The following is a 19,708-nucleotide window of genomic DNA, read 5'->3' on the forward strand; positions in this document are numbered from 1 at the left end:
ATGTCGGGAAAGGCCGTCTGAATATGTTGATTATAGTTTAAAAGAGGGAAATACAGAATGACGGCAGCCGGTTTCTATAAATAAAGTAAACTTAAAGGCCGTCTGAAAACAGGAGGCGGAAAATTTTGCCTTTCCTGTTTCAGACGGCCTTGCTTAAAGCCTGATCAAATCAAGCTTTTCATTAGCCCAAAGCTTTTCTTGCGCCGGCAAAGAGGCGATACCAGCCAGACAGTTCCGTCCAGTCTTCCGGTTTCCAGCTCATTTGCGCGGCACGGTACACGCGTTCCGGATGCGGCATCATGATGGTAACGCGGCCGTCGGTGTTGGTCACGCCGGCAATGCCTTGTGGCGAGCCGTTGGGGTTGAGCGGATAAGTTTGGGTCACTTGGTTTTGACCGTCCACATATTGCAGCGCAATGCCCAAATCGGTGGAAATATTGCCGCCGTGAAGCGCGAAGTCAGCGCGGCCTTCGCCGTGGCTGACCACGACAGGCAGGCTGGAGCCTTGCATTTCGTTCAGAATCAGCGACGCGGATTTCGGAACATGAACCATGCTCAGGCGCGCTTCAAACTGTTCGCTCAGGTTGCGCTTGAACTTCGGCCATGTTTCTGCGCCCGGGATAATCTCGGCAAGGTTGCTGACCATTTGACAACCGTTGCACACGCCCAATGTAAGCGTGTTCGGATCGGCAAAGAAGGCGGCAAATTGGTCGCGCAGAGCAGGGTGGAACAGAATCGATTTCGCCCAGCCTTCGCCCGCACCGAGTACGTCGCCGTAGCTGAAGCCGCCGCACGCCGCCAGCATTTTGAAGTCGGCAAGGTTAACGCGGCCTGCCATCAGGTCGGACATATGCACGTCGTAGGCATCGAAACCGGCGCGGGTGAAGGCGGCGGCCATTTCGATTTGCCCGTTCACGCCCTGTTCGCGCAGGATGGCGATTTTGGGTTTCGCGCCGCTGTTGACGAAAGGCGCGGCGATGTCTTCGTTCACGTCGAACTTCACGTCGGCAAACAATGCGCTGCATTCATTGTCGCCAATCAGGGCGAACTCGCTGTCTGCGCAGGCGGGGTTATCGCGCAGGCGTTGGATGGCGTGGCTGGTTTCCTGCCATGCGCGTTGCAGGTCGGTAAGGGATTGATTGAAAATTTCTTCTCCTGCATTGATGACCATATGGCCGCTGTCGGCAAACTCTCCCAAATGGTGAAGCGTGAGATTCAGTTTCTCGCACAAATTGAAAATATATTCGTGGTCGGCAGCGTGAACAGCAATAACGGCTCCTAATTCTTCGTTAAACAGGGTAGTTAGGACAAATTTTTGCCATTCTTGAGGCGAGTAATACTCGTTTTGAACGTTAATATTTTTACTTACCATTGTCAGCAGGTCGAGATTCATGCCACGGCGAGAAGCAAATGCCATTTCTGCCAGAGTCACAAACAAACCGCCGTCGCTGCGGTCGTGGTAGGCCAGCAACTTATCTTCTTGAACGAGTTGCTGAATTAACTGATAAAACGCTTTCAGATGGCCTGCATTAATATCAGGTGCTTCGCCGCCGCTTCGGTTATACACTTGAGCCAGTGCAGAACCACCCATACGGCACTTGTTGTTGCCTAAGTCAATCATCAGCAGAATAACGGACGAATTGGCATTGTCTTTTAATACGGGCGTAACAGTCTTGCGCACGTCTTGAACTGGCGCGAACGCGGAGATAATCAGGCTCAACGGCGAGACGACGGATTTTTTCTCTTCGCCGTCCTGCCAAACGGTTTTCATCGACAGGCTGTCTTTACCTACCGGAATGCTCAAATCCAATGCCTGACAGGCTTGGGAGACGGCTTCGACGGTGCGGTAGAGTTTTTCGTCTTCGCCCTCGTTGCCGCACGCCGCCATCCAGTTGGCGGAAAGTTTGATGTTGCCGATGTCGCCGATGTTGACCGCCGCGATGTTGGTGATGGCTTCGCCGACGCACATTCTGCCCGAAGCAGGCGCGTCAAACAGGGCGACGGTCGGTTTTTCGCCCATAGACATTGCTTCGCCGCGATAGGTGTTGAAGCCCATCATGGTAACGGCGCAATCGGCTACGGGGGTTTGGTATTTGCCGACCATTTGGTCGCGGTGGGTCATGCCGCCGACGCTGCGGTCGCCGATGGTAATCAGGAAGTTTTTGGCGGCTACGGTAGGCAGGCGCAAAACGCGGTAGGCGGCTTCGGTAATGTCGATATCGCCGGCGTTAAACGGTTTTTCAGACGGCGTAACTGTTTTGTCGCTGCGCGTGGTTTTGGGCGGTTTGCCGAGCAAAACGTTTAACGGCAAATCGACAGGGTTGTTGGAGAACAAGTCGTCGCGCACTTTCAAATGGCCGTCGTCAGTCGCTGTACCGACTACCGCAAACGGGCAGCGTTCGCGTTCGCAGATGGCGCGGAAGGTGTCCAAATCTTTTTCCAAAATGGACAACACATAACGCTCTTGCGATTCGTTGCACCAGATTTGCAGCGGGTTGAGGCCGTGTTCTTCCAGCGGCACTTCGCGCAACTTGAATACCGCGCCGCGTCCGGCATCGTTGACGAGTTCGGGGAAGGCGTTGGACAGACCGCCCGCACCGACGTCGTGGATGGAGATAATCGGGTTTTTGTCGCCAAGCTGCCAGCAGCGGTCGATCACTTCTTGCGCACGGCGTTCGATTTCAGGGTTGCCGCGTTGTACGGAGTTGAAGTCCAAAGACGCGTCGTTTGTTCCGGTATTCATCGAAGAAGCCGCGCCGCCGCCCAAGCCGATGAGCATGCCCGGGCCGCCCAGTTGGATCAGCAAGGCGCCTTCGGGGATTTCGTCTTTGTGTGTTTGTTGTGCCTGAATGCTGCCCAAACCGCCGGCAATCATAATCGGTTTGTGATAGCCGCGAACCTGACCGTCAAATTTTTCTTCAAAAGTGCGGAAGTAGCCCAAGAGGTTCGGGCGGCCGAATTCGTTGTTGAACGCTGCGCCACCGATCGGGCCTTCGATCATGATGTCTAAAGGGGAAGCAATATGGCCGGGTTTGCCGTAGGCTTGTTCCCAAGGCTGCTCCAGGCCCGGGATATTCAGGTTGGAGACGGTAAATCCGGTCAAGCCCGCTTTCGGACGCGAACCTTTGCCTGTTGCGCCTTCATCACGGATTTCGCCGCCCGCACCCGTTGCCGCGCCCGCAAACGGAGCGATGGCGGTCGGGTGGTTGTGCGTTTCCACTTTCATGATGATATGGGTATCTTCTTCGTGGAAACGATAGCCTTGATTTTCCGCCGCATTCGGATAGAAACGCTCGATTTTTGCGCCTTCGATCACGGACGAATTGTCTTTATAGGCAACGACTGTGCCTTCGGGATGCGCGTTGTGCGTGTCGCGAATCATGCCGAAAAGGGATTTCGGTTGTTTTTCGCCGTTGAGGATGAAATCGGCGTTGAAGATTTTGTGGCGGCAGTGTTCGCTGTTTGCCTGAGCGAACATCATCAATTCAACATCGGACGGATTGCGGTTTAAAGCCTGATAGTTTTCAACCAGATAATCGATTTCGTCGGCTGAAAGCGCCAAGCCCATTTCGGTATTGGCTTTGACCAAAGCCTCTTTACCGCCGCCCAAAACATCTACGCTGGAGAAGGTTTCCGATTGGATGTGGTGGAACAGTTGCGCCGCTGCATCGATGTCGGTCAACACGCTTTCGGTCATGCGGTCGTGCAACAGGGCTGCCCATTGTTGTTTTTGCCCGTCGGTAAGCGCACCTTCCAACCATACGGCCATGCCGCGTTCAATACGCTCAATGCCTTCCAGACCGCAGTTTTCGGCGATATTGGTTGCTTTGGAAGCCCAAGGCGAAATGGTGCCCAAACGGGGCGTTACCAAAAATAAATGCAAGCCCTCGCGCGCTTTGGGCGTTTGTTCAACGCTTTGCGCCGCCAGTAAGGCTTGCAGTTTTTCGACTGTCGCGGCATCAAGTGCTTTTTCGCTACCGACAAAATACCAAAATTCGCTGCTTAATTTGACTTCGGGCAGGCCGAGTGCGGCTGCTTTTTGAAAGAGTTTTTCAACACGGAAATCGGAAAGGGCGGTTACACCGCGCAAGGGCAGAACAACAGACATGGATTCAGCTCACAAAATGCAGTTGGGGAATCCATTATTATACCTGAAAAATGCAATTTTGCTTGTGAATTTATACTTGAAATGTTGACAATTTTTACTTGTGAACAGAAGACGGAAGAAGCCGTCTTTCCGTCCTTTTGTTTATTTTATATCTGATTATTCAGCTATTTTTATTTATTTTTGAAGGATTGGGCGAAATGGCGTTGGATAGGTGCGTCGACGTAAAGTGAGGATTATTGGATGGTTGTTTGTGATTTTTTGCTGACAATAAGGCCGTCTGAAACCTTGTTTTCAGACGGCCTTGCGTTATCCTTTCTTTTTATTCCCCAGCATATCCAGCAAGCCTGCTAAATGACTTTTGCCTTCTTCCTTGCTCACAATCGGATCGCCGCCTTTGCGTCCTAAAATCTTGATGTCTTCCTGCGGCATTTCGTCTATGAAGCGGCTGGGCTCGGGGAATTGCCATGTGCCTTGTTTTTTGCGTTTGAGGCAGTGGGTCAGTGTAAGCTGGCGTTTGGCGCGGGTGATGCCGACGTACATCAGACGACGTTCTTCTTCGACATTGTCTTCTTCGATGCTGTCGTTGTGTGGCAAGATGCCTTCTTCGCAACCGACAAGGAAAACGTAGGGGTATTCCAAACCTTTGGAAGCGTGCAGTGTCGAGAGTTTGACGGCATCGACTTCTTCTTCGCCTTTACCTTCTAAAAGCGTCATTAAGGCGATGGTTTGGGCAAGTTCGATGATGTTTTTGCCGTCCTGCTCGCCTTTGCGTTCCAGCCAGCCGGTCAGGTCGGTAACGTTGCGCCATTTGATTTCGCCTGCTTTGCCTTCTTCACTGGCAAGCAGGTGGTTTTCGTAGTCGATTTCTTTCAGTAGGTTATGAATAAGCTCGCCTGCTTCGCTGGTTTCGGCTTTGGCGCGGTAACTTTCCATCATATCCATGAAGGCTTGCAGGTGTTGGCGGTTGGTGTTGTTCAGCAAAGCAAGGGCTTCTACAGTTTGCGCGGCTTCATACAGGCTGCATTCGTGTTCGTGCGCGTAGGTGTTGAGCTTGCCCAGCGTTACATCGCCGATGCCGCGTTTGGGCGTGGTCACGGCGCGCAAGAAGGCAGGATCGTCGTTGGGGTTGGCAAGCAGGCGCAAATAGGACAAAACGTCTTTGATTTCGGCTTTGTCGAAAAAACTTTGTCCGCCGGAGAGCTGGTAGGGAACGCGTGCGCTGCGCAGGGCTTCTTCAAAAATCCGCGCCTGATGGTTGCCGCGGTATAACACGGCGAAATCGGCGTATTGGGTTTTGTCGCCGCCGACCAGCTTCTGCTTGACGATTTGGCTGACAACCCAGTCGGCTTCGTGCTGCTCACTTTGACAGGCAACGACTTTGACGATTTCGCCTTCGCCGAACTGCGACCAAAGTTTTTTGGTAAAGAGTTTGGGATTGTTTTCAATGACTTTGTTGGCGATTTTGAGAATCCGCGCGGTGGAGCGGTAGTTTTGCTCCAGCTTGATAACCTTCATCTGCGGATAGTCTTCCTGCATTTTACGCAGGTTTTCCATGTTCGCGCCGCGCCAAGCGTAGATGGACTGGTCGTCATCGCCGACGGCAGTAAACATGCCTTCCGCGCCGGTCAAGAGCTTCATCAGGGTGAATTGGCAGGTGTTGGTGTCTTGGCATTCATCAACCAGTAGATACCGCAGCCGTCGCTGCCATTTGTTGCGCACTTCACTGTTTTGCTGCAACAGCACGGCGGGCAGACGGATTAAGTCGTCGAAGTCCACCGCCTGATAGCTTTGCAGGGTTTCCTGATAGCTCGCATACACGCGCGCTGTTTGCTGTTCCCACACATTGGAGGCCGTCTGAAGCAAGTCTTTGGGCGTTTTTAAATCGTTTTTCCACAGGGAAATCTGGTGCTGCGCTTTGAATACAGCTTCTTTGCCCGTGCCGCCTAAAAGTTCGCTGATGATTTTCGCGCTGTCGGTAGAGTCGAGGATGGAGAAGTTTTTTTTGTAACCGATTTGGTTCGCCTCTTCGCGCAGAATCTTCATGCCCAAAGAGTGGAAGGTACAAATTGTCAGCCCGCGCATTTGCGATTTGGGCAGCATTTTGGCAACGCGTTCCTGCATTTCCGTAGCGGCTTTGTTGGTGAAGGTAATCGCGGCGACGGTATGCGGCAGATAGCCGACGTTGACAATCAAATGCTTTATTTTTTGCGTAATCACGCCGGTTTTACCGCTGCCTGCACCGGCAAGGACGAGCAGGGGGCCGCCAAGATATTGGACTGCGGCTTGCTGTTGGGGGTTGAGTTTCATTGAAGGGGGAAGACGGGTAATGTGGGGAACAATTATACAACAAGGCCGTCTGAAATTTTCAGACGGCCTTGGGCGTTTTTTAGCGTAAACCTTATGCTAAATATTTCAATTTGCCTTTGAAGTCTTCCAGTTTTTCGTAGCCTTTTTGCGCCATGATGGCTTTTAATTCAAGGGAAACCCGTTCAAAAATATCTACGCCTTGCTGGTGTAGCGCCGTGCCGATCTGCACCATGCTTGCGCCGCACAAGATGTGTTCAAACGCATCCCGGCCGCTGTAAACGCCGCCTGTTCCAATGACTTGAATAGACGGATCCAGTCTTTGATAGAACGCGTGGACATTGGCAAGCGCAGTCGGTTTGATGTATTGGCCGCCTATGCCGCCGAAGCCGTTTTTCGGGCGGATGACGACGGATTCGTCTTCGATATATATGCCGTTGCCGATGGAGTTGACACAGTTGACGAATTTTAGGGGATGATGGTTGAACACTTCTGCCGCTTGATCGAAATGGACGATATCGAAATATGGTGGTAATTTGATGCCTAAAGGTTTATCGAAGTAGCTGAAGGCTTCGCTCAAAATCTGCTCGGTGGTTTCAAAATCATAGGCGATTTGCGGCTTACCGGGGACGTTTGGGCAGGAAAGATTGAGTTCGGTAATGCCGTTGAATCCACTGTTTTGCACTTTTTTTAACAACATATGCGTTTCATCGGGCGACATACCGACCAGTGAGAGGAAAAATGTCCGTTCTGGCTGAGTCTCTTGGAGTGAAAGCAGGTAATCCAGATAGTAATCAATGCCTTGGTTTGGCAAGCCCATCGAATTGATGCTGCCGAGAGGAACATCGTGATAACGTGGCTCAGGGTTACCTTGACGCGGGGTAAGCGTTGCAGTCTTGGTAACGAAAGTGCCTGCTGAAGACTGTCTGACCGCTTCCAATTCCTCAACAGTCATACATGACACCCCAGCGGCATTCATCAGGCAGTTGTCAAAGGAAAAACCGGCGATTTGGGTTTTCAACGATACCATCTCCTGCTCCTTTTCTCTGTAAAATCAAAATGTTTGACAAGCGTAACATGAAGAGGCGGTACGATTTTTAACAAACATCAAATGACAGGGAATATAGGCGGATGTTGTTTTCAATATTGAAAAAAGGCCGTCTGAAAAACTTAAACGGTCTTTCAGACGGCCTTCACTAAGCTGTCGGCTGATTTAGCTATTGGGCTTTGAAAATCAGGCCAACCATTCGTTCAAAGCCGCTTCAAAACGTTTCAAGCCTTCGGCCATGTCCTCATCGTTCAGCAACAGGCTGGGGGCGAAACGCACCACATTGGCTCCGGCAACCAGTACCATCAGGCCGTGTTTCAAAGCAGCGGCGGTAATTTCCGATGCCTTGCCTGCGTATTCGTCTGCCAACACGCAGCCGAGCAGCAAGCCCATGCCGCGGACTTCTTTAAATACGCCGGTTTTCACGCCTAATTCACGCAAGGCCGTCTGAAGTTTTTGGCCTTGTTGCTCAACGTGTGCCAATGTTTCGGGCGCATTGATGATGTCAAACGCACGGCTGCCGACCGCGCATGCCATCGGATTGCCGCCGAAGGTTGAACCATGTGTTCCGGGGCCGAAGGTTGGGGCGATTTTATCGGTGGTCAGTATCGCGCCAATCGGGAAACCGCAACCCAAGGCTTTGGCGGAGCTGATGATGTCGGGTGTTACGCCGTAATGCTCGTAGGCAAACAGTTTGCCCGTATGACCCATGCCGGTTTGCACTTCGTCCAAAATCAGCAAAGTGCCGTGTTTGTCGCATAAACGGCGTGCGGCTTGCAGATATTCTTGGGTGGCAGGCAGAATGCCGCTTTCGCCTTGAATCGGCTCGATAATTACGGCGCAGGTTTTGTCGCCGACGGCGGCTTCCAATGCGGCAATATCATTAAATGGAACATGGGTAATATCTGACGGCAGCGGCGCGTAGTCTTTGCTGTATTTGGGCTGGCCGCCGACGGATACGGTAAACAGGGTGCGGCCGTGGAAGCTGTTGAGGCAGGAGATGATTTCGGTTTTGTGTTCGCCAAAATGATCGCGGCCGTATTTGCGCGCCAGTTTCAACGCGGCTTCATTGGCTTCTGCGCCGGAATTGCAGAAAAACACTTTGTCGGCAAAGGTGTTTTCGACCAGTTTTTTGGCTAATTCTTGCGCCGGTTGGGTAGTGTAAATATTAGAAATGTGCCAGAGTTTTTGAGACTGCTCGGCCAAGGCTGCGACCAAATCGGGATGGCAATGGCCCAGCGCGTTCACAGCAATACCGCCTGACAGGTCAATGTATTCTCGTCCTTCAGTATCCCAAACCCGGCTGCCGAGTGCGCGTTCCGGAATCATGGGGGCGAATGAGAAATTGGGCGTCAGGTAGTTTTGCATGTTATTTTCCTTTTAATATTGTCAACAATTTCTTCAATTATGCGCCTATTGATTCAGAGATTCAATATGGCAATCAGGCCGTCTGAAAACTGGCTTTCAGACGGCCTGATGCTTATTTATGCTTGATTTCCCAGCATTGATGGATTTTTTTGTTGCGGAAATCGTCGGGAACGGATTGTTTGGAAATGTCTTTGACTGCGTATTGTTCTGCGACCGAATCGTCCAACACAAAGCTGCGCAGGTTGTTGGAGAAATACAGAATGCCGTCTGAAGCGAGCAGGCTCATTGCGCCGTCAATCAGCTTTTTATGGTCGCGCTGGATGTCGAGGATGTCGAGCATCTTTTTGCTGTTGGAAAAGCTGGGCGGGTCCATGACGATCAGGTCGAACTTTTTGCCTTCGTCTGCGGCGTTTTGCAGATATTGGAACACGTCGGCGCGGACGATTTTGTGTTGTTTGGTATCGATGCCGTTGAGTTCGAAATTGCGTTTCGCCCAATCGAGATAAGTGTTGGACAAATCGACGGTTTCGCTGGATGCCGCGCCGCCGGTGGCGGCATAGACGGTGAAGCTGCCGGTGTAGGAAAACAGGTTGAGGAAGCGTTTGCCCGCCGTGGTGTCGCCGACTTTTTTGCGCGTGTTGCGGTGGTCGAGAAAGAGGCCAGTGTCGAGGTATTTGTCGAGGTTGACCCAAAACTTGCAGCCGTTTTCCGTGATGATGAAATCGTCGCCGGTTTTGCCGGTTTTCTCGTATTGTTGCAAACCTTTTTGGCGTTCGCGACGTTTGAGGTGGATTTGTTCGGGCGCAAAACCGGTCACAAAACCGATGGCTTCCAATACATCGGCAAGCCATGCTTCGTATTCTTCAGGCTGCATCAGCCAGCCGGTATCGTATTCCTGAAGGTGGATTTGGTTGCCGTAAACATCGACGGCAAAGGGAAATTGGGGAATATCGCGGTCGTAAATGCGCCAGGCTTCGATATTGTTGCGTTTGGCCCATTTCATAAGATGTTTGATGTTTTTGCCCAAGCGGTTGGCAAAGGGGGTAATGTCGGTCATGGTTTTCAGACGGCCTGAATAAGTATTGGGAAGGGGTTGGATTTTAACGCACTTGATGCCTTTTTGCTTGACTGTTATCCATAAAATCTATATTATCCGCCGTTCGCCTTTTGATACGAAGCCATCGTCATCCAACCTAAACCGCCGTTTCGGGCGCGTTTCTTTTATTGCTTGCTTATTGGCAAAGCCTTTTCTGTGCAGGTTGTCGTCGATGTTAACCACAAGCAAGATGCTTGCGACAACCCTGTAACTTCACATTTCCCGTATCGTTACTTTCCTTTGCTTCAGGTCGTCTGAAATTGTTCAGGCGTGCGCGTTGTTGTCTCTTAGGATAGATATGTCTATTAAATTTGCCGATTTGAACCTTGATAAAAACATTTTGTCCGCCGTGCGCAGCGAGGGTTACGAAAACCCGACGCCGATTCAGGCGCAAGCGATTCCGTTTGCTTTGGACGGCCGCGACATTATGGCTTCGGCACAAACCGGCTCCGGTAAAACCGCAGCCTTCCTGCTGCCGACTTTGCAAAAACTGACCAAGCGCAGCGAAAAACCGGGGAAAGGCCCGCGCGCGTTGGTGTTGACGCCGACCCGTGAATTGGCGGCTCAAGTGGAAAAAAATGCGCTGGTGTATGCTAAAAATATGCGCTGGTTCCGTACTGTCAGCATTGTCGGCGGCGCATCTTTCGGCTACCAAACCCGTGCTCTGAGCAAACCGGTTGACCTGATTGTCGCCACTCCGGGCCGTCTGATGGACTTGATGCAAAGCGGCAAAGTTGATTTCGCCCGTTTGGAAGTGCTGATTTTGGACGAAGCCGACCGTATGCTGGACATGGGCTTTATCGATGACATCGAAACCATCGTCGAAGCCACTCCGACCGACCGTCAGACTTTGTTGTTCTCCGCCACTTGGGACGGCGCAGTGGGCAAACTGGCGCGCAAACTAACCAAAGACCCTGAAATCATCGAAGTCGAGCGCGTGGACGACCAAGGCAAAATCGAAGAGCAGTTGTTGTACTGTGATGATATGCGCCACAAAAACCGCCTGCTCGACCACATCCTGCGCGACGCCAACATCGACCAATGCGTGATTTTCACGTCCACCAAAGCCATGACCGAAGTCATCGCGGATGAATTGTACGAAAAAGGTTTTGCCGCCAATTGCCTGCACGGCGATATGCCGCAAGGCTGGCGTAACCGTACGCTGATGGACTTGCGAAAAGGCCGCTGCAAAATTTTGGTTGCCACCGACGTTGCCGCTCGCGGTATCGACGTGCCAACCATTACCCACGTTATCAACTACGACTTACCAAAACAGGCTGAAGACTACGTTCACCGTATCGGCCGTACCGGTCGCGCTGGCCGTACCGGTATTGCGATTACTTTTGCCGAAGTGAATGAATACGTCAAAGTACACAAAATTGAAAAATACATCGGCCGCAAATTGCCTGAGCTGACCATCGAAGGCATGGAGCCGACACGCAAACGTAAATCTGCCGGCGGCAAACCGAAAGGCAAAGGCGGCTGGGGCGATCGTAAATCCGGCGGCTGGCGTGGCGATAAGAAACCGGGCAAAGAAGGCTTCGGTGGCAAATCACGCAGCGAAGGCCATAAAAAAGACGGTTTCAAAAAAGATGGCTTTAAGAAAGACGGTTTCAAGAAGTCTGACGGTTTCAAAAAAGGCGGCGAAGGCTTTAAAGGCAAACGTAAGTCTAACGACGGCTTTGCCGGTAAACATAAAAAAGGTTGATTGCTTCAATCTTAAGGCCGTCTGAAATAAGACGAAAGGGCGTGTGAAGATACGCCCTTTTTTATGCTTTCGAGTTTTTACATATAAAAAAGCGTGGAATTGGCCCCACGCTTTTTCAGACGGCCTCTTACAAAGCGGCCAATACGGCATCGCCCATTTCGGAGCAGGAAACCAGTTTGGTACCTTCTTCGTAAATGTCGCCGGTACGCAAGCCTTGTTGCAATACTTTTTGTACGGCGTTTTCAACTTGTTGAGCGCGTGCTTCGTCGTTTAGGCTGTAACGCAGCAACATGGCAAGAGACAATACGGTCGCCAGCGGATTGGCTTTGTTTTGACCGGCAATGTCGGGAGCGGAGCCGTGAGACGGTTCGTACAGGCCTTTGCCGTTTTCGTCCAAAGAAGCGGAAGGCAGCATACCGATGGAGCCGGTCAGCATGGAGGCTTCATCAGAGAGAATGTCGCCGAAGATGTTACCGGTGGCAATCACGTCAAACTGTTTGGGCGCGCGTACCAACTGCATGGCGGCATTGTCGACGTACATATGGGAAAGCTCAACATCAGGATATTGTTTGCCGATTTCTTCAAAGATTTCGCGCCACAGTTCGGTGGTTTCCAAAACGTTGGCTTTGCCTACGGAGCAGACTTTTTTGCTGCGTTTTTGGGCGGATTGGAAGGCAACGTGGGCAATACGGCGGATTTCGCTTTCGCTGTATTTCATGGTGTTGTAGCCTTCGCGTTCGCCGTTTTCCAAAACACGGATGCCGCGCGGTTCGCCAAAGTAAATATCGCCGGTCAGTTCGCGTACGATAAGGATGTCAAGGCCGACTACAATTTCCGGTTTCAGAGTGGAAGCATTGGCCAGCTCTTTATACAAAATGGCAGGGCGCAAATTAGCAAACAGATTCAAGTCTTTACGGATGGCCAACAAGCCGCGTTCAGGGCGTAGCGGACGGTCGAGATTGTCGTATTGAGGAGAACCGACGGCACCAAGCAGAACCGCATCGGCTTTACGGCAAAGGTTTTGCGTGAATTCTGGATAAGGATGGCCGTATTCGTCATAGGCTTCGCCGCCCAAAGGCGCATATTCGTAGCTGACATCCAAACCTTGTTCGATAAGTTTGTCGAGTACGCGGACGGTTTCTGCAACGATTTCAGGGCCGATGCCGTCGCCGCGCAAGATAGCGATATGTTTGGTCATTTCGGGTTTCCTTATGGGAAGGTTTTAGGTAAAGGGCAGGTCGCCTGTTTTTCAGACGGCCTTAAATCAATTTGCTCTGAAAACGCTGATTGTACCATTATGGTACTGGTAAAGCTGGGTAGAAATCGCATAGGCAGAGTCTTCAAATGCCTGCAGGGCAATATTCGCCATCGCCTGCAAAGCTTCTTCATCGGATGGGCTGCAAACGAGCAGGGCGTTGCGTGCCGGGACTGCAAAAACAGGGTTGACCGGCAGCATAGGATCGTCTTTAAGCACTTCGTTCAAAAGCAAAATCAGGGAAGCATCATAGTCGTTGTCCAAATGGATTTGGGTCAATGACCAACCTTCGGCATGATGAATTTGAACACGTCCATTCATCCGTTGGCGCAAATTATCCATGGCGGTACGATATAAGGCGTCTTCATCTTCAATACCGGCCTCTTTCATATGCTCACGATTGAGCGTATGCATGGATTCTTCCGTATCCACCATATAAAGCAACATGATATCGCCTGCAATCAGTTTGTATACCAGGTAATCGGCAGGCTCGTCTTCGTCCGTATTTGTAATCAGTCTGACGTTTTCCAGATAAATCGTATTTTTAATTGTCGGAAGAATTTGTTGTGCTGAAACACTGGCATCAGTGTCTTGAATCTTATCGATAACCGCTAAATTGGCAGCAACAATAGCTTCCAAGGCCTCGGGATTCTGCAGATAACTTGTGTAATGGTTGCTCAAATATGTGCTGAACGATGCTTCATCGTCTTCGGAAAACTGGACGATGATAGGCGAAGAAGCAATGTTTTCGCCCCAGTCGATTTTCGCCTCAAGATCCAATTCTTCTTGGATACGACGGGCAAAGTATTCGACAAATTCCTGCCAAGTCATTAATTTAGGTTTGGAGCGGAACAACCTGCTGAAAAAAGACATATTGTGTCCTGAATAAGGGGATAAGGCCGTCTGAAAGATTATAGGCGTTCGGTTTCAACACGGATTTTAAAAACAACTTTGCGTATGTTTGCCCTGTCGCCGACCAATGGGGCATGCGCATCATTCGGGAAAAATAGCGCAAATTCGCCGGGCTCCAAGGTCAGCCAGGTTTCCGGCTCACAGTCGAAAAATTCGATATCGCGCTTTTCATTGTAGCCCAAACCGTTTTTCAGACGGCCTCTGTCTATCCAGCCATATGTTTCGCTGCCATCAATCGGCGTTTGAATATCAATGTGTTTTAAGTGCGCTTCAGGCTGAGCTTCGCCTTGAGTCCTCATCGGCTCGCTGCCGATAAAAATACGGATATTGGGATTCTCGCATGGCACTTGGCCGTCTGGCAGCTTGGCAAAATCCAAGGTCTGCAACAGATGGAAGGCCTCTGCAAAGTCGGGATGCAGGGCAGCATAGCGGGTGGCATTGCTTATGGTGTCGGTAATCATGGTGTGGTTAGGTAGAATTAAACTTCAGACCAATACGTTTTTAAGGATGCTTTATTTGAATTGTAACAACAAGGCCGTCTGAAAATGCTTTTTATGGAGTTGTGTTTTGCAAATCCAAAGTGGAAGCATAATGTTCCTCTATGGGAACACGCTTACGGCTGACTTGGTTTATATCGCTGCCTTCTTCAGTCCATAAAAACGGAAAGAACGTATAAACGCTGTCGCCATTCAAATCACGGATTTCTTCGCGCCAATTTTCCCAACGCAGGTTTTCGTAAAACAACTGCAAATCGCCGGTCAATGCCCAATTTAAGAAGTCGCCGTAACCTTTACCGCAATCTTCCCATTCCAAGGTATCCAGCGGCAGGTAGAAAACATTACCTACTTTGCCATTCAATCCCCCGCCATTAATTGCAAAATAGCCTCCAGCAACATCATCGGCAAACAGATAATAGGGAGCAGGGCCTGCTGGCTCGGATTGTGTGCGGCCCAGATTCCAACTTCCCAAACCACGGGGTAGCTTCGTACTGCCGGAACCCAGTATCCGCAACCAGCCGTCGTCAATCAGGATGCCGCCGGTTTCATAAACGACAGCGCCCATAAACGAACGTGTTGTTGACAAGTTCTTCCTTTGCCTTTTCAAGCGTGCGGGGCAGGACTTCAACGCTGTTTGTCGTTTCCGCAAGCCACTCTTGAATCAATGGCCATGCAGGGTCTTGGGTTTGGATTAATTCGTCGAATGATCTCATGGACTATTTCAAAACATTCAGTAAAGGCCGTCTGAAACACTTAAATTTTTCAGACGGCCTTTTGTATGTCAACCGTTAAACAGCCAAGGCTGGCTTTGGCGGCGTTTTTCTTCGAAGGCGTGAATTTCGTCAGCGTGTTGCAGGGTCAGGCCGATTTCGTCCAAGCCGTTTAAGAGGCAGTGTTTGCGGTGTTCGGTAACGTCGAATGTGAATGTTTCGCCGCTAGGGGTGGTCAGGGTTTGCTCGGCAAGGTCGATGGAGAGCTGATAGCCTTCGTTGGCTTCAACTTCTTTGAAAAGCTGGTCAACCTGTTCTTCTGTCAAAACTATAGGCAAAAGGCCGTTTTTGTAGCAGTTGTTGAAGAAGATGTCGGCGAAGCTGGGGGCGATGACGGCGCGGAAGCCGTAGTCGTCCAATGCCCAAGGGGCGTGTTCGCGTGAAGAGCCGCAACCGAAGTTTTTACGCGTCAACAGGATTTGTGCGCCTTGATAGCGTGGCTGGTTCAGGGAGAAATCAGGATTCAACGGGCGTTTGCTGTTGTCCATGCCAGGTTCGCCGTGGTCGAGGTAACGCCATTCATCAAAGGCATTGGGGCCGAAGCCGCTGCGTTTGATGGATTTCAGAAATTGTTTGGGGATGATGGCATCGGTGTCGACGTTGCTGCGGTCGAGCGGGGCAACGATGGCGGTAATTTTGGTAAAGGCTTTCATGTCAGATTCTTATAGTAATAATGGGAAATTATTTTATGGCTATTCGGGTTAGCGTGTGCTGTGCAAACCGATTCGGTTGCCTTCTGTGTCTTCGATAAATGCTGCAAAGCCGTTGGCAATGCGGAATTTCTCTTGTAACAGTTTGCCGCCTGCTTCAACGGCTTTTTCTGCTGTTTCGGCGCAATTCGGGCAATTAAAGAAAATGGTTGTACCGCCGTGGCCGGGCTGGGCATTGCTGTCGTGCCAAATCATGCCGGCCGTACCGTGTTGGGTGTAATCGGCTGGGAAAATGATGAAACGGAATCCGTTGCCGCCAACGTCTTGCAGGGGCTTACCGAATACGGATTCGTAAAAGGCTTTGGCGCGATCCAAATCATGAGCATGAATACCAAACCAGCTTGACGGATTACTCATTGTTTCTTCCTTTGCTTTGAATCGTGAAAATGTCTGAAAAATTAATAATGTATCAGGCCGTCTGAAACGGAGTCAGGAGCTTCAGACGGCCTGATTTACCGAATTATTCGGTAGCGGCTTCGATTTTTTCTCCAACATGGCTCATGCCGCGGCCTACTGCATTGCCGCCTTTTTTAACGGCTTCGCCGGTTTTGTCGGCAACGTGTTCTGCCGTTTCTTTGGTTTTATCGGCTACACGCTCGGCAGTCTCTTTGGTTTTGTCCCAATTGCGGTTGGTATCGTCTTTTGCACCGGACCAAGTGCTGGAACAAGCTGACAGGATGAGGGCTGCGGCAGCTAATGCAAACAGTTTTTTCATACTAGATTCCTTTCAAGTTATCAATGATTAAGAAGGTTTTCGGACGTTTTTCGCAATACAATAGGAAAACTTACTTGAGCAAGGTATTGTTTCAGACGGCCTGATCAATAAAGGCCGTCTGAAAATACTTTAAGCCATAGTGCGGATATCGGTAAAGTAGCCGGTCACTGCGGCTGCGGCTGCCATGGCAGGGCTGACGAGGTGGGTGCGTCCGCCGTTGCCTTGACGGCCTTCAAAGTTACGGTTGGAAGTAGAGGCACAACGTTGTCCCGGGGTCAGGCGGTCGGCATTCATGGCGAGGCACATAGAGCAACCCGGCTCGCGCCATTCAAAACCGGCTTCTATAAACACTTCGTGCAAGCCTTCTTTTTCTGCCTGCTCTTTAACCAAACCGGAGCCGGGGACAATCAATACGCGTTGTACATTGTCCGCTTTTTTGCGGCCTTTGGCGATAGCGGCGGCTTCGCGCAAGTCTTCGATACGGCTGTTGGTGCAAGAACCGATAAAGACGATATCGACAGGGATTTCGTTTAATGGCGTACCGGCTTCCAAACCCATGTATTCAAGGGCGCGTTCCATGCCGCTGCGTTTGACCGGATCGGCTTCTTCGGCAGGATTAGGCACTTTGCCGCTGATGTCTAAAACCATTTCAGGCGAGGTGCCCCAAGTTACTTGAGGCTCGATGTCTTCGGCTTTGAAGTGGTATTCTTTATCAAATACGGCACCTTCGTCAGACACCAGCGTACGCCAGTACTCGACGGCTTTGTCCCACGCTTCGCCTTTAGGTGCGAAAGGTTTGCCTTTTACATAGTCGATGGTGGTTTGGTCGACGGCAACCATGCCTGAGCGCGCACCGGCTTCGATCGCCATATTGCACAAGGTCATGCGGCCTTCCATAGAAAGGCTGCGGATGGCTTCGCCGCCAAACTCGATGGCGTAGCCCGTACCGCCTGCCGTACCGATTTGGCCGATGATGTAAAGTGCCACGTCTTTGGCAGTAACACCGGGTTTCAGACGGCCTTCAACGGAAATCAGCATAGATTTGGATTTTTTTGCGGTAATGCACTGGGTCGCCATGGTGTGTTCGACTTCGGAAGTGCCGATACCGTGCGCCAATGCGCCGAATGCGCCGTGGGTAGAAGTGTGCGAGTCGCCACAAACGACGGTCATGCCGGGCAGGGTAGCGCCTTGCTCCGGGCCCATAACGTGCACGATGCCTTGGCCTTTATCCATAAACGGGAAGTAGGCGAGTGCGCCAAACTCTTTAATGTTTTTGTCCAAAGTATCGACTTGCAGTTTGGAAATCGGATCTTGGATACCTTTGTCCCAGTCGCCGGTCGGGGTGTTGTGGTCGGCTGTGGAGACCACGCTGTCGATACGCCAGAGTTTGCGGCCGGCCATTTTCAAGCCTTCAAATGCTTGCGGGCTGGTTACTTCGTGAACCAGGTGGCGGTCGATGTAAAGCAGGACAGTGCCGTCTTCTTCTTCGCGGACAACGTGGCTGTTCCAAAGTTTATCGTAAAGGGTTTGTGCGCTCATGATGAGTATTCTTTGCTATTGGTAGGTATGAATGATGGTTTGCGTTTATGGGCGGATTTTAGGCTTTTTATAGGGGCTGCGCAATAGAAATTTGTCCAATTTTTAAAATTTGTCGCAAAGTTTCAAAAACGCTTATCAAAAATTGGACAAATTGTAGAATTGTTAACAAAAAGATGCATCTTATCTGAAAGAATGCTTGTCGAAATGCACTAAAAAGTTCTATCATTCTCACTCAACATCCACACTTACCAAGAGGTATAGAGAATGAAATTACCGGTAATGGCTCCTGAGCATCTGACTCAATTACGGGAATTTGAGAAAAAAGTCCTTGCCAATCATGCCAAAATCGAAGCATGGTTCCGTTCGCATTGGAACGAACACCGTCCGCCGTTTTATGGCTCGGTTGACATCCGTAATGCCGGTTACAAAATTTCATCTATCGATATGAACCTGTTTCCGGGCGGCTTCAATAATTTGAATCCCAACTTTATCCCGCTGGCGGCGGTTGCCGCGCAAGATGCGGTACAGCGCGCATGTGAAACGGCAAAATCCGTATTGATTATTCCTGAAAACCACACGCGCAACACATTCTATCTGCAAAACGTTTACGCCCTCAGCGAGATTTTGCGTTCGGCAGGATACGAAGTGCGCTTGGGCAGCTTGAATCCTGAAGTGACTGAGCCAACCGAGTTTGAAACCGCATTAGGCAACAAAATTTTGCTTGAACCTTTATTGCGTACCCGTGAGCGTGTACATCTTGCCGACGGTTTCTCGCCTTGCGTTGTTTTGTTGAACAATGACTTGTCTGCGGGTGTTCCTGAAATCCTTAAAGGTATCAACCAAACCGTTTTGCCTCCATTGCACGGCGGCTGGACGACTCGCCGTAAAACCGAACATTTCGGCGCGTACAACCAAGTTGCTGCCGACTTTGCCAAGTTGATTGATATCGACGAATGGCAAATCAATCCTTATTTTGAAAAAATCAGCGGTTTGGATTTCCAAGAGCGTGAAGGCGAGGATGCGTTGGCAGACGCGGTAGAACGCGTATTGGCGAAAATTCAAGCCAAATACGATGAATTGGGCATTACCGACCAGCCTTTCGTTATTGTGAAAGCCGATGCAGGTACTTATGGCATGGGCGTGATGAGCGTTAAATCTGCGGATGAAGTGCGCGGCTTGAACCGTAAAAACCGCAACAAAATGGCGAAAGTCAAAGAGGGTTTAGAAGTTAGCGAAGTCATTGTCCAAGAAGGTATTTATACCTACGAAACCATGAACGGCGCCGTGTGTGAACCTGTCGTTTATATGATGGACCGTTTCGTTATCGGCGGTTTCTTCCGTGTACACGAAGGCCGTGGTGCAGACGAAAACCTCAACGCCGGCGGCATGGTATTCGTCCCGCTGTCCAACAGCATCCCCACCGGCAGCGGCGACAATTCCCAAGAAGCGCCCGAAGCCTGCAAGCGCGTATTTGAACAATGGGACTCGCTCGGCATGCCACGTTCTGAAAAAGACTGCGACGTCGACAATGAACACAACCGCCTCTACGTTTACGGCGTAATGGCGCGCCTGTCCTTGCTTGCTGCCGCATTGGAATTGGAGAAAACCGCGCCTCAAGCCTAATAAAGCATAAAGCGTTGATCGATATTGTCAGGCCGTCTGAAAATTTGTTTTCAGA

The 19,708-nt window shown here is 50.7% G+C and carries 14 protein-coding genes and 1 pseudogene; 2 read left to right on the forward strand and 13 right to left on the reverse strand.

Annotation, left to right across the window (positions count from 1 at the left end):
* Window positions 1–181: 181 nt before the first annotated feature.
* The 5 genes from purL to ACTHUM_RS00410 form a co-directional block, all read right to left on the reverse strand.
* The gene (gene purL / locus ACTHUM_RS00390; RefSeq protein WP_049322085.1) at window positions 182–4,108 is read right to left on the reverse strand and encodes a phosphoribosylformylglycinamidine synthase; all 3,927 of its coding nucleotides are present in this window, start codon (window positions 4,106–4,108) and stop codon (window positions 182–184) included.
* A gap of 306 nt (window positions 4,109–4,414) precedes the next feature.
* Entirely contained in the window at window positions 4,415–6,415 is a 2,001-nt protein-coding gene (rep, locus tag ACTHUM_RS00395; protein ID WP_049359451.1) for a DNA helicase Rep, read from the reverse strand.
* A gap of 91 nt (window positions 6,416–6,506) precedes the next feature.
* Window positions 6,507–7,442: a dihydroorotate oxidase gene (locus ACTHUM_RS00400; RefSeq protein ID WP_049322087.1), complete on the reverse strand. Its 936-nt coding sequence runs from the start codon at window positions 7,440–7,442 to the stop codon at window positions 6,507–6,509.
* 204 nt (window positions 7,443–7,646) lie between these two features.
* The gene (locus ACTHUM_RS00405; RefSeq protein WP_049359457.1) at window positions 7,647–8,828 is read right to left on the reverse strand and encodes an aspartate aminotransferase family protein; all 1,182 of its coding nucleotides are present in this window, start codon (window positions 8,826–8,828) and stop codon (window positions 7,647–7,649) included.
* A 112-nt stretch (window positions 8,829–8,940) separates the two neighbouring features.
* Window positions 8,941–9,885: a class I SAM-dependent methyltransferase gene (locus ACTHUM_RS00410; protein WP_049322089.1), complete on the reverse strand. Its 945-nt coding sequence runs from the start codon at window positions 9,883–9,885 to the stop codon at window positions 8,941–8,943.
* Window positions 9,886–10,222: 337 nt separating this feature from the next.
* Between ACTHUM_RS00410 and ACTHUM_RS00415 the strand changes: the two genes are divergently transcribed.
* The gene (locus tag ACTHUM_RS00415) at window positions 10,223–11,632 is read left to right on the forward strand and encodes a DEAD/DEAH box helicase (RefSeq protein ID WP_049322090.1); all 1,410 of its coding nucleotides are present in this window, start codon (window positions 10,223–10,225) and stop codon (window positions 11,630–11,632) included.
* A gap of 127 nt (window positions 11,633–11,759) precedes the next feature.
* On the opposite strand, the gene leuB is transcribed toward ACTHUM_RS00415, so the two are convergent.
* From leuB to leuC, 8 genes and pseudogenes are all read right to left on the reverse strand, one after another.
* Complete coding sequence (gene leuB, locus ACTHUM_RS00420; RefSeq protein ID WP_049322091.1) at window positions 11,760–12,830, reverse strand: 3-isopropylmalate dehydrogenase; 1,071 nt, start codon at window positions 12,828–12,830, stop codon at window positions 11,760–11,762.
* Window positions 12,831–12,896: 66 nt separating this feature from the next.
* Entirely contained in the window at window positions 12,897–13,760 is an 864-nt protein-coding gene (locus ACTHUM_RS00425) for a DUF1444 family protein (RefSeq protein ID WP_049322092.1), read from the reverse strand.
* A gap of 38 nt (window positions 13,761–13,798) precedes the next feature.
* Window positions 13,799–14,260, reverse strand: coding sequence for a YhcH/YjgK/YiaL family protein (locus ACTHUM_RS00430; protein WP_049322093.1), 462 nt, complete (start codon window positions 14,258–14,260; stop codon window positions 13,799–13,801).
* Between the two features lie 91 nt (window positions 14,261–14,351).
* Window positions 14,352–15,009: pseudogene (locus tag ACTHUM_RS00435) on the reverse strand (DUF2625 domain-containing protein).
* 68 nt (window positions 15,010–15,077) lie between these two features.
* The gene (leuD, locus tag ACTHUM_RS00440) at window positions 15,078–15,719 is read right to left on the reverse strand and encodes a 3-isopropylmalate dehydratase small subunit (protein ID WP_063067850.1); all 642 of its coding nucleotides are present in this window, start codon (window positions 15,717–15,719) and stop codon (window positions 15,078–15,080) included.
* A gap of 48 nt (window positions 15,720–15,767) precedes the next feature.
* A complete protein-coding gene (locus ACTHUM_RS00445) occupies window positions 15,768–16,133 on the reverse strand; it encodes a VOC family protein (protein ID WP_049335221.1) in 366 nt (121 codons plus the stop codon).
* Between the two features lie 103 nt (window positions 16,134–16,236).
* Window positions 16,237–16,491: a hypothetical protein gene (locus tag ACTHUM_RS00450; protein ID WP_049335219.1), complete on the reverse strand. Its 255-nt coding sequence runs from the start codon at window positions 16,489–16,491 to the stop codon at window positions 16,237–16,239.
* Between the two features lie 129 nt (window positions 16,492–16,620).
* Entirely contained in the window at window positions 16,621–18,030 is a 1,410-nt protein-coding gene (leuC, locus tag ACTHUM_RS00455) for a 3-isopropylmalate dehydratase large subunit (RefSeq protein WP_049335217.1), read from the reverse strand.
* Between the two features lie 264 nt (window positions 18,031–18,294).
* Between leuC and gshA the strand changes: the two genes are divergently transcribed.
* A complete protein-coding gene (gene gshA / locus ACTHUM_RS00460) occupies window positions 18,295–19,653 on the forward strand; it encodes a glutamate--cysteine ligase (protein WP_004520351.1) in 1,359 nt (452 codons plus the stop codon).
* Window positions 19,654–19,708 lie beyond the last annotated feature (55 nt).

It is taken from the genome of Neisseria sp. P0021.S006, from assembly GCF_051956895.1.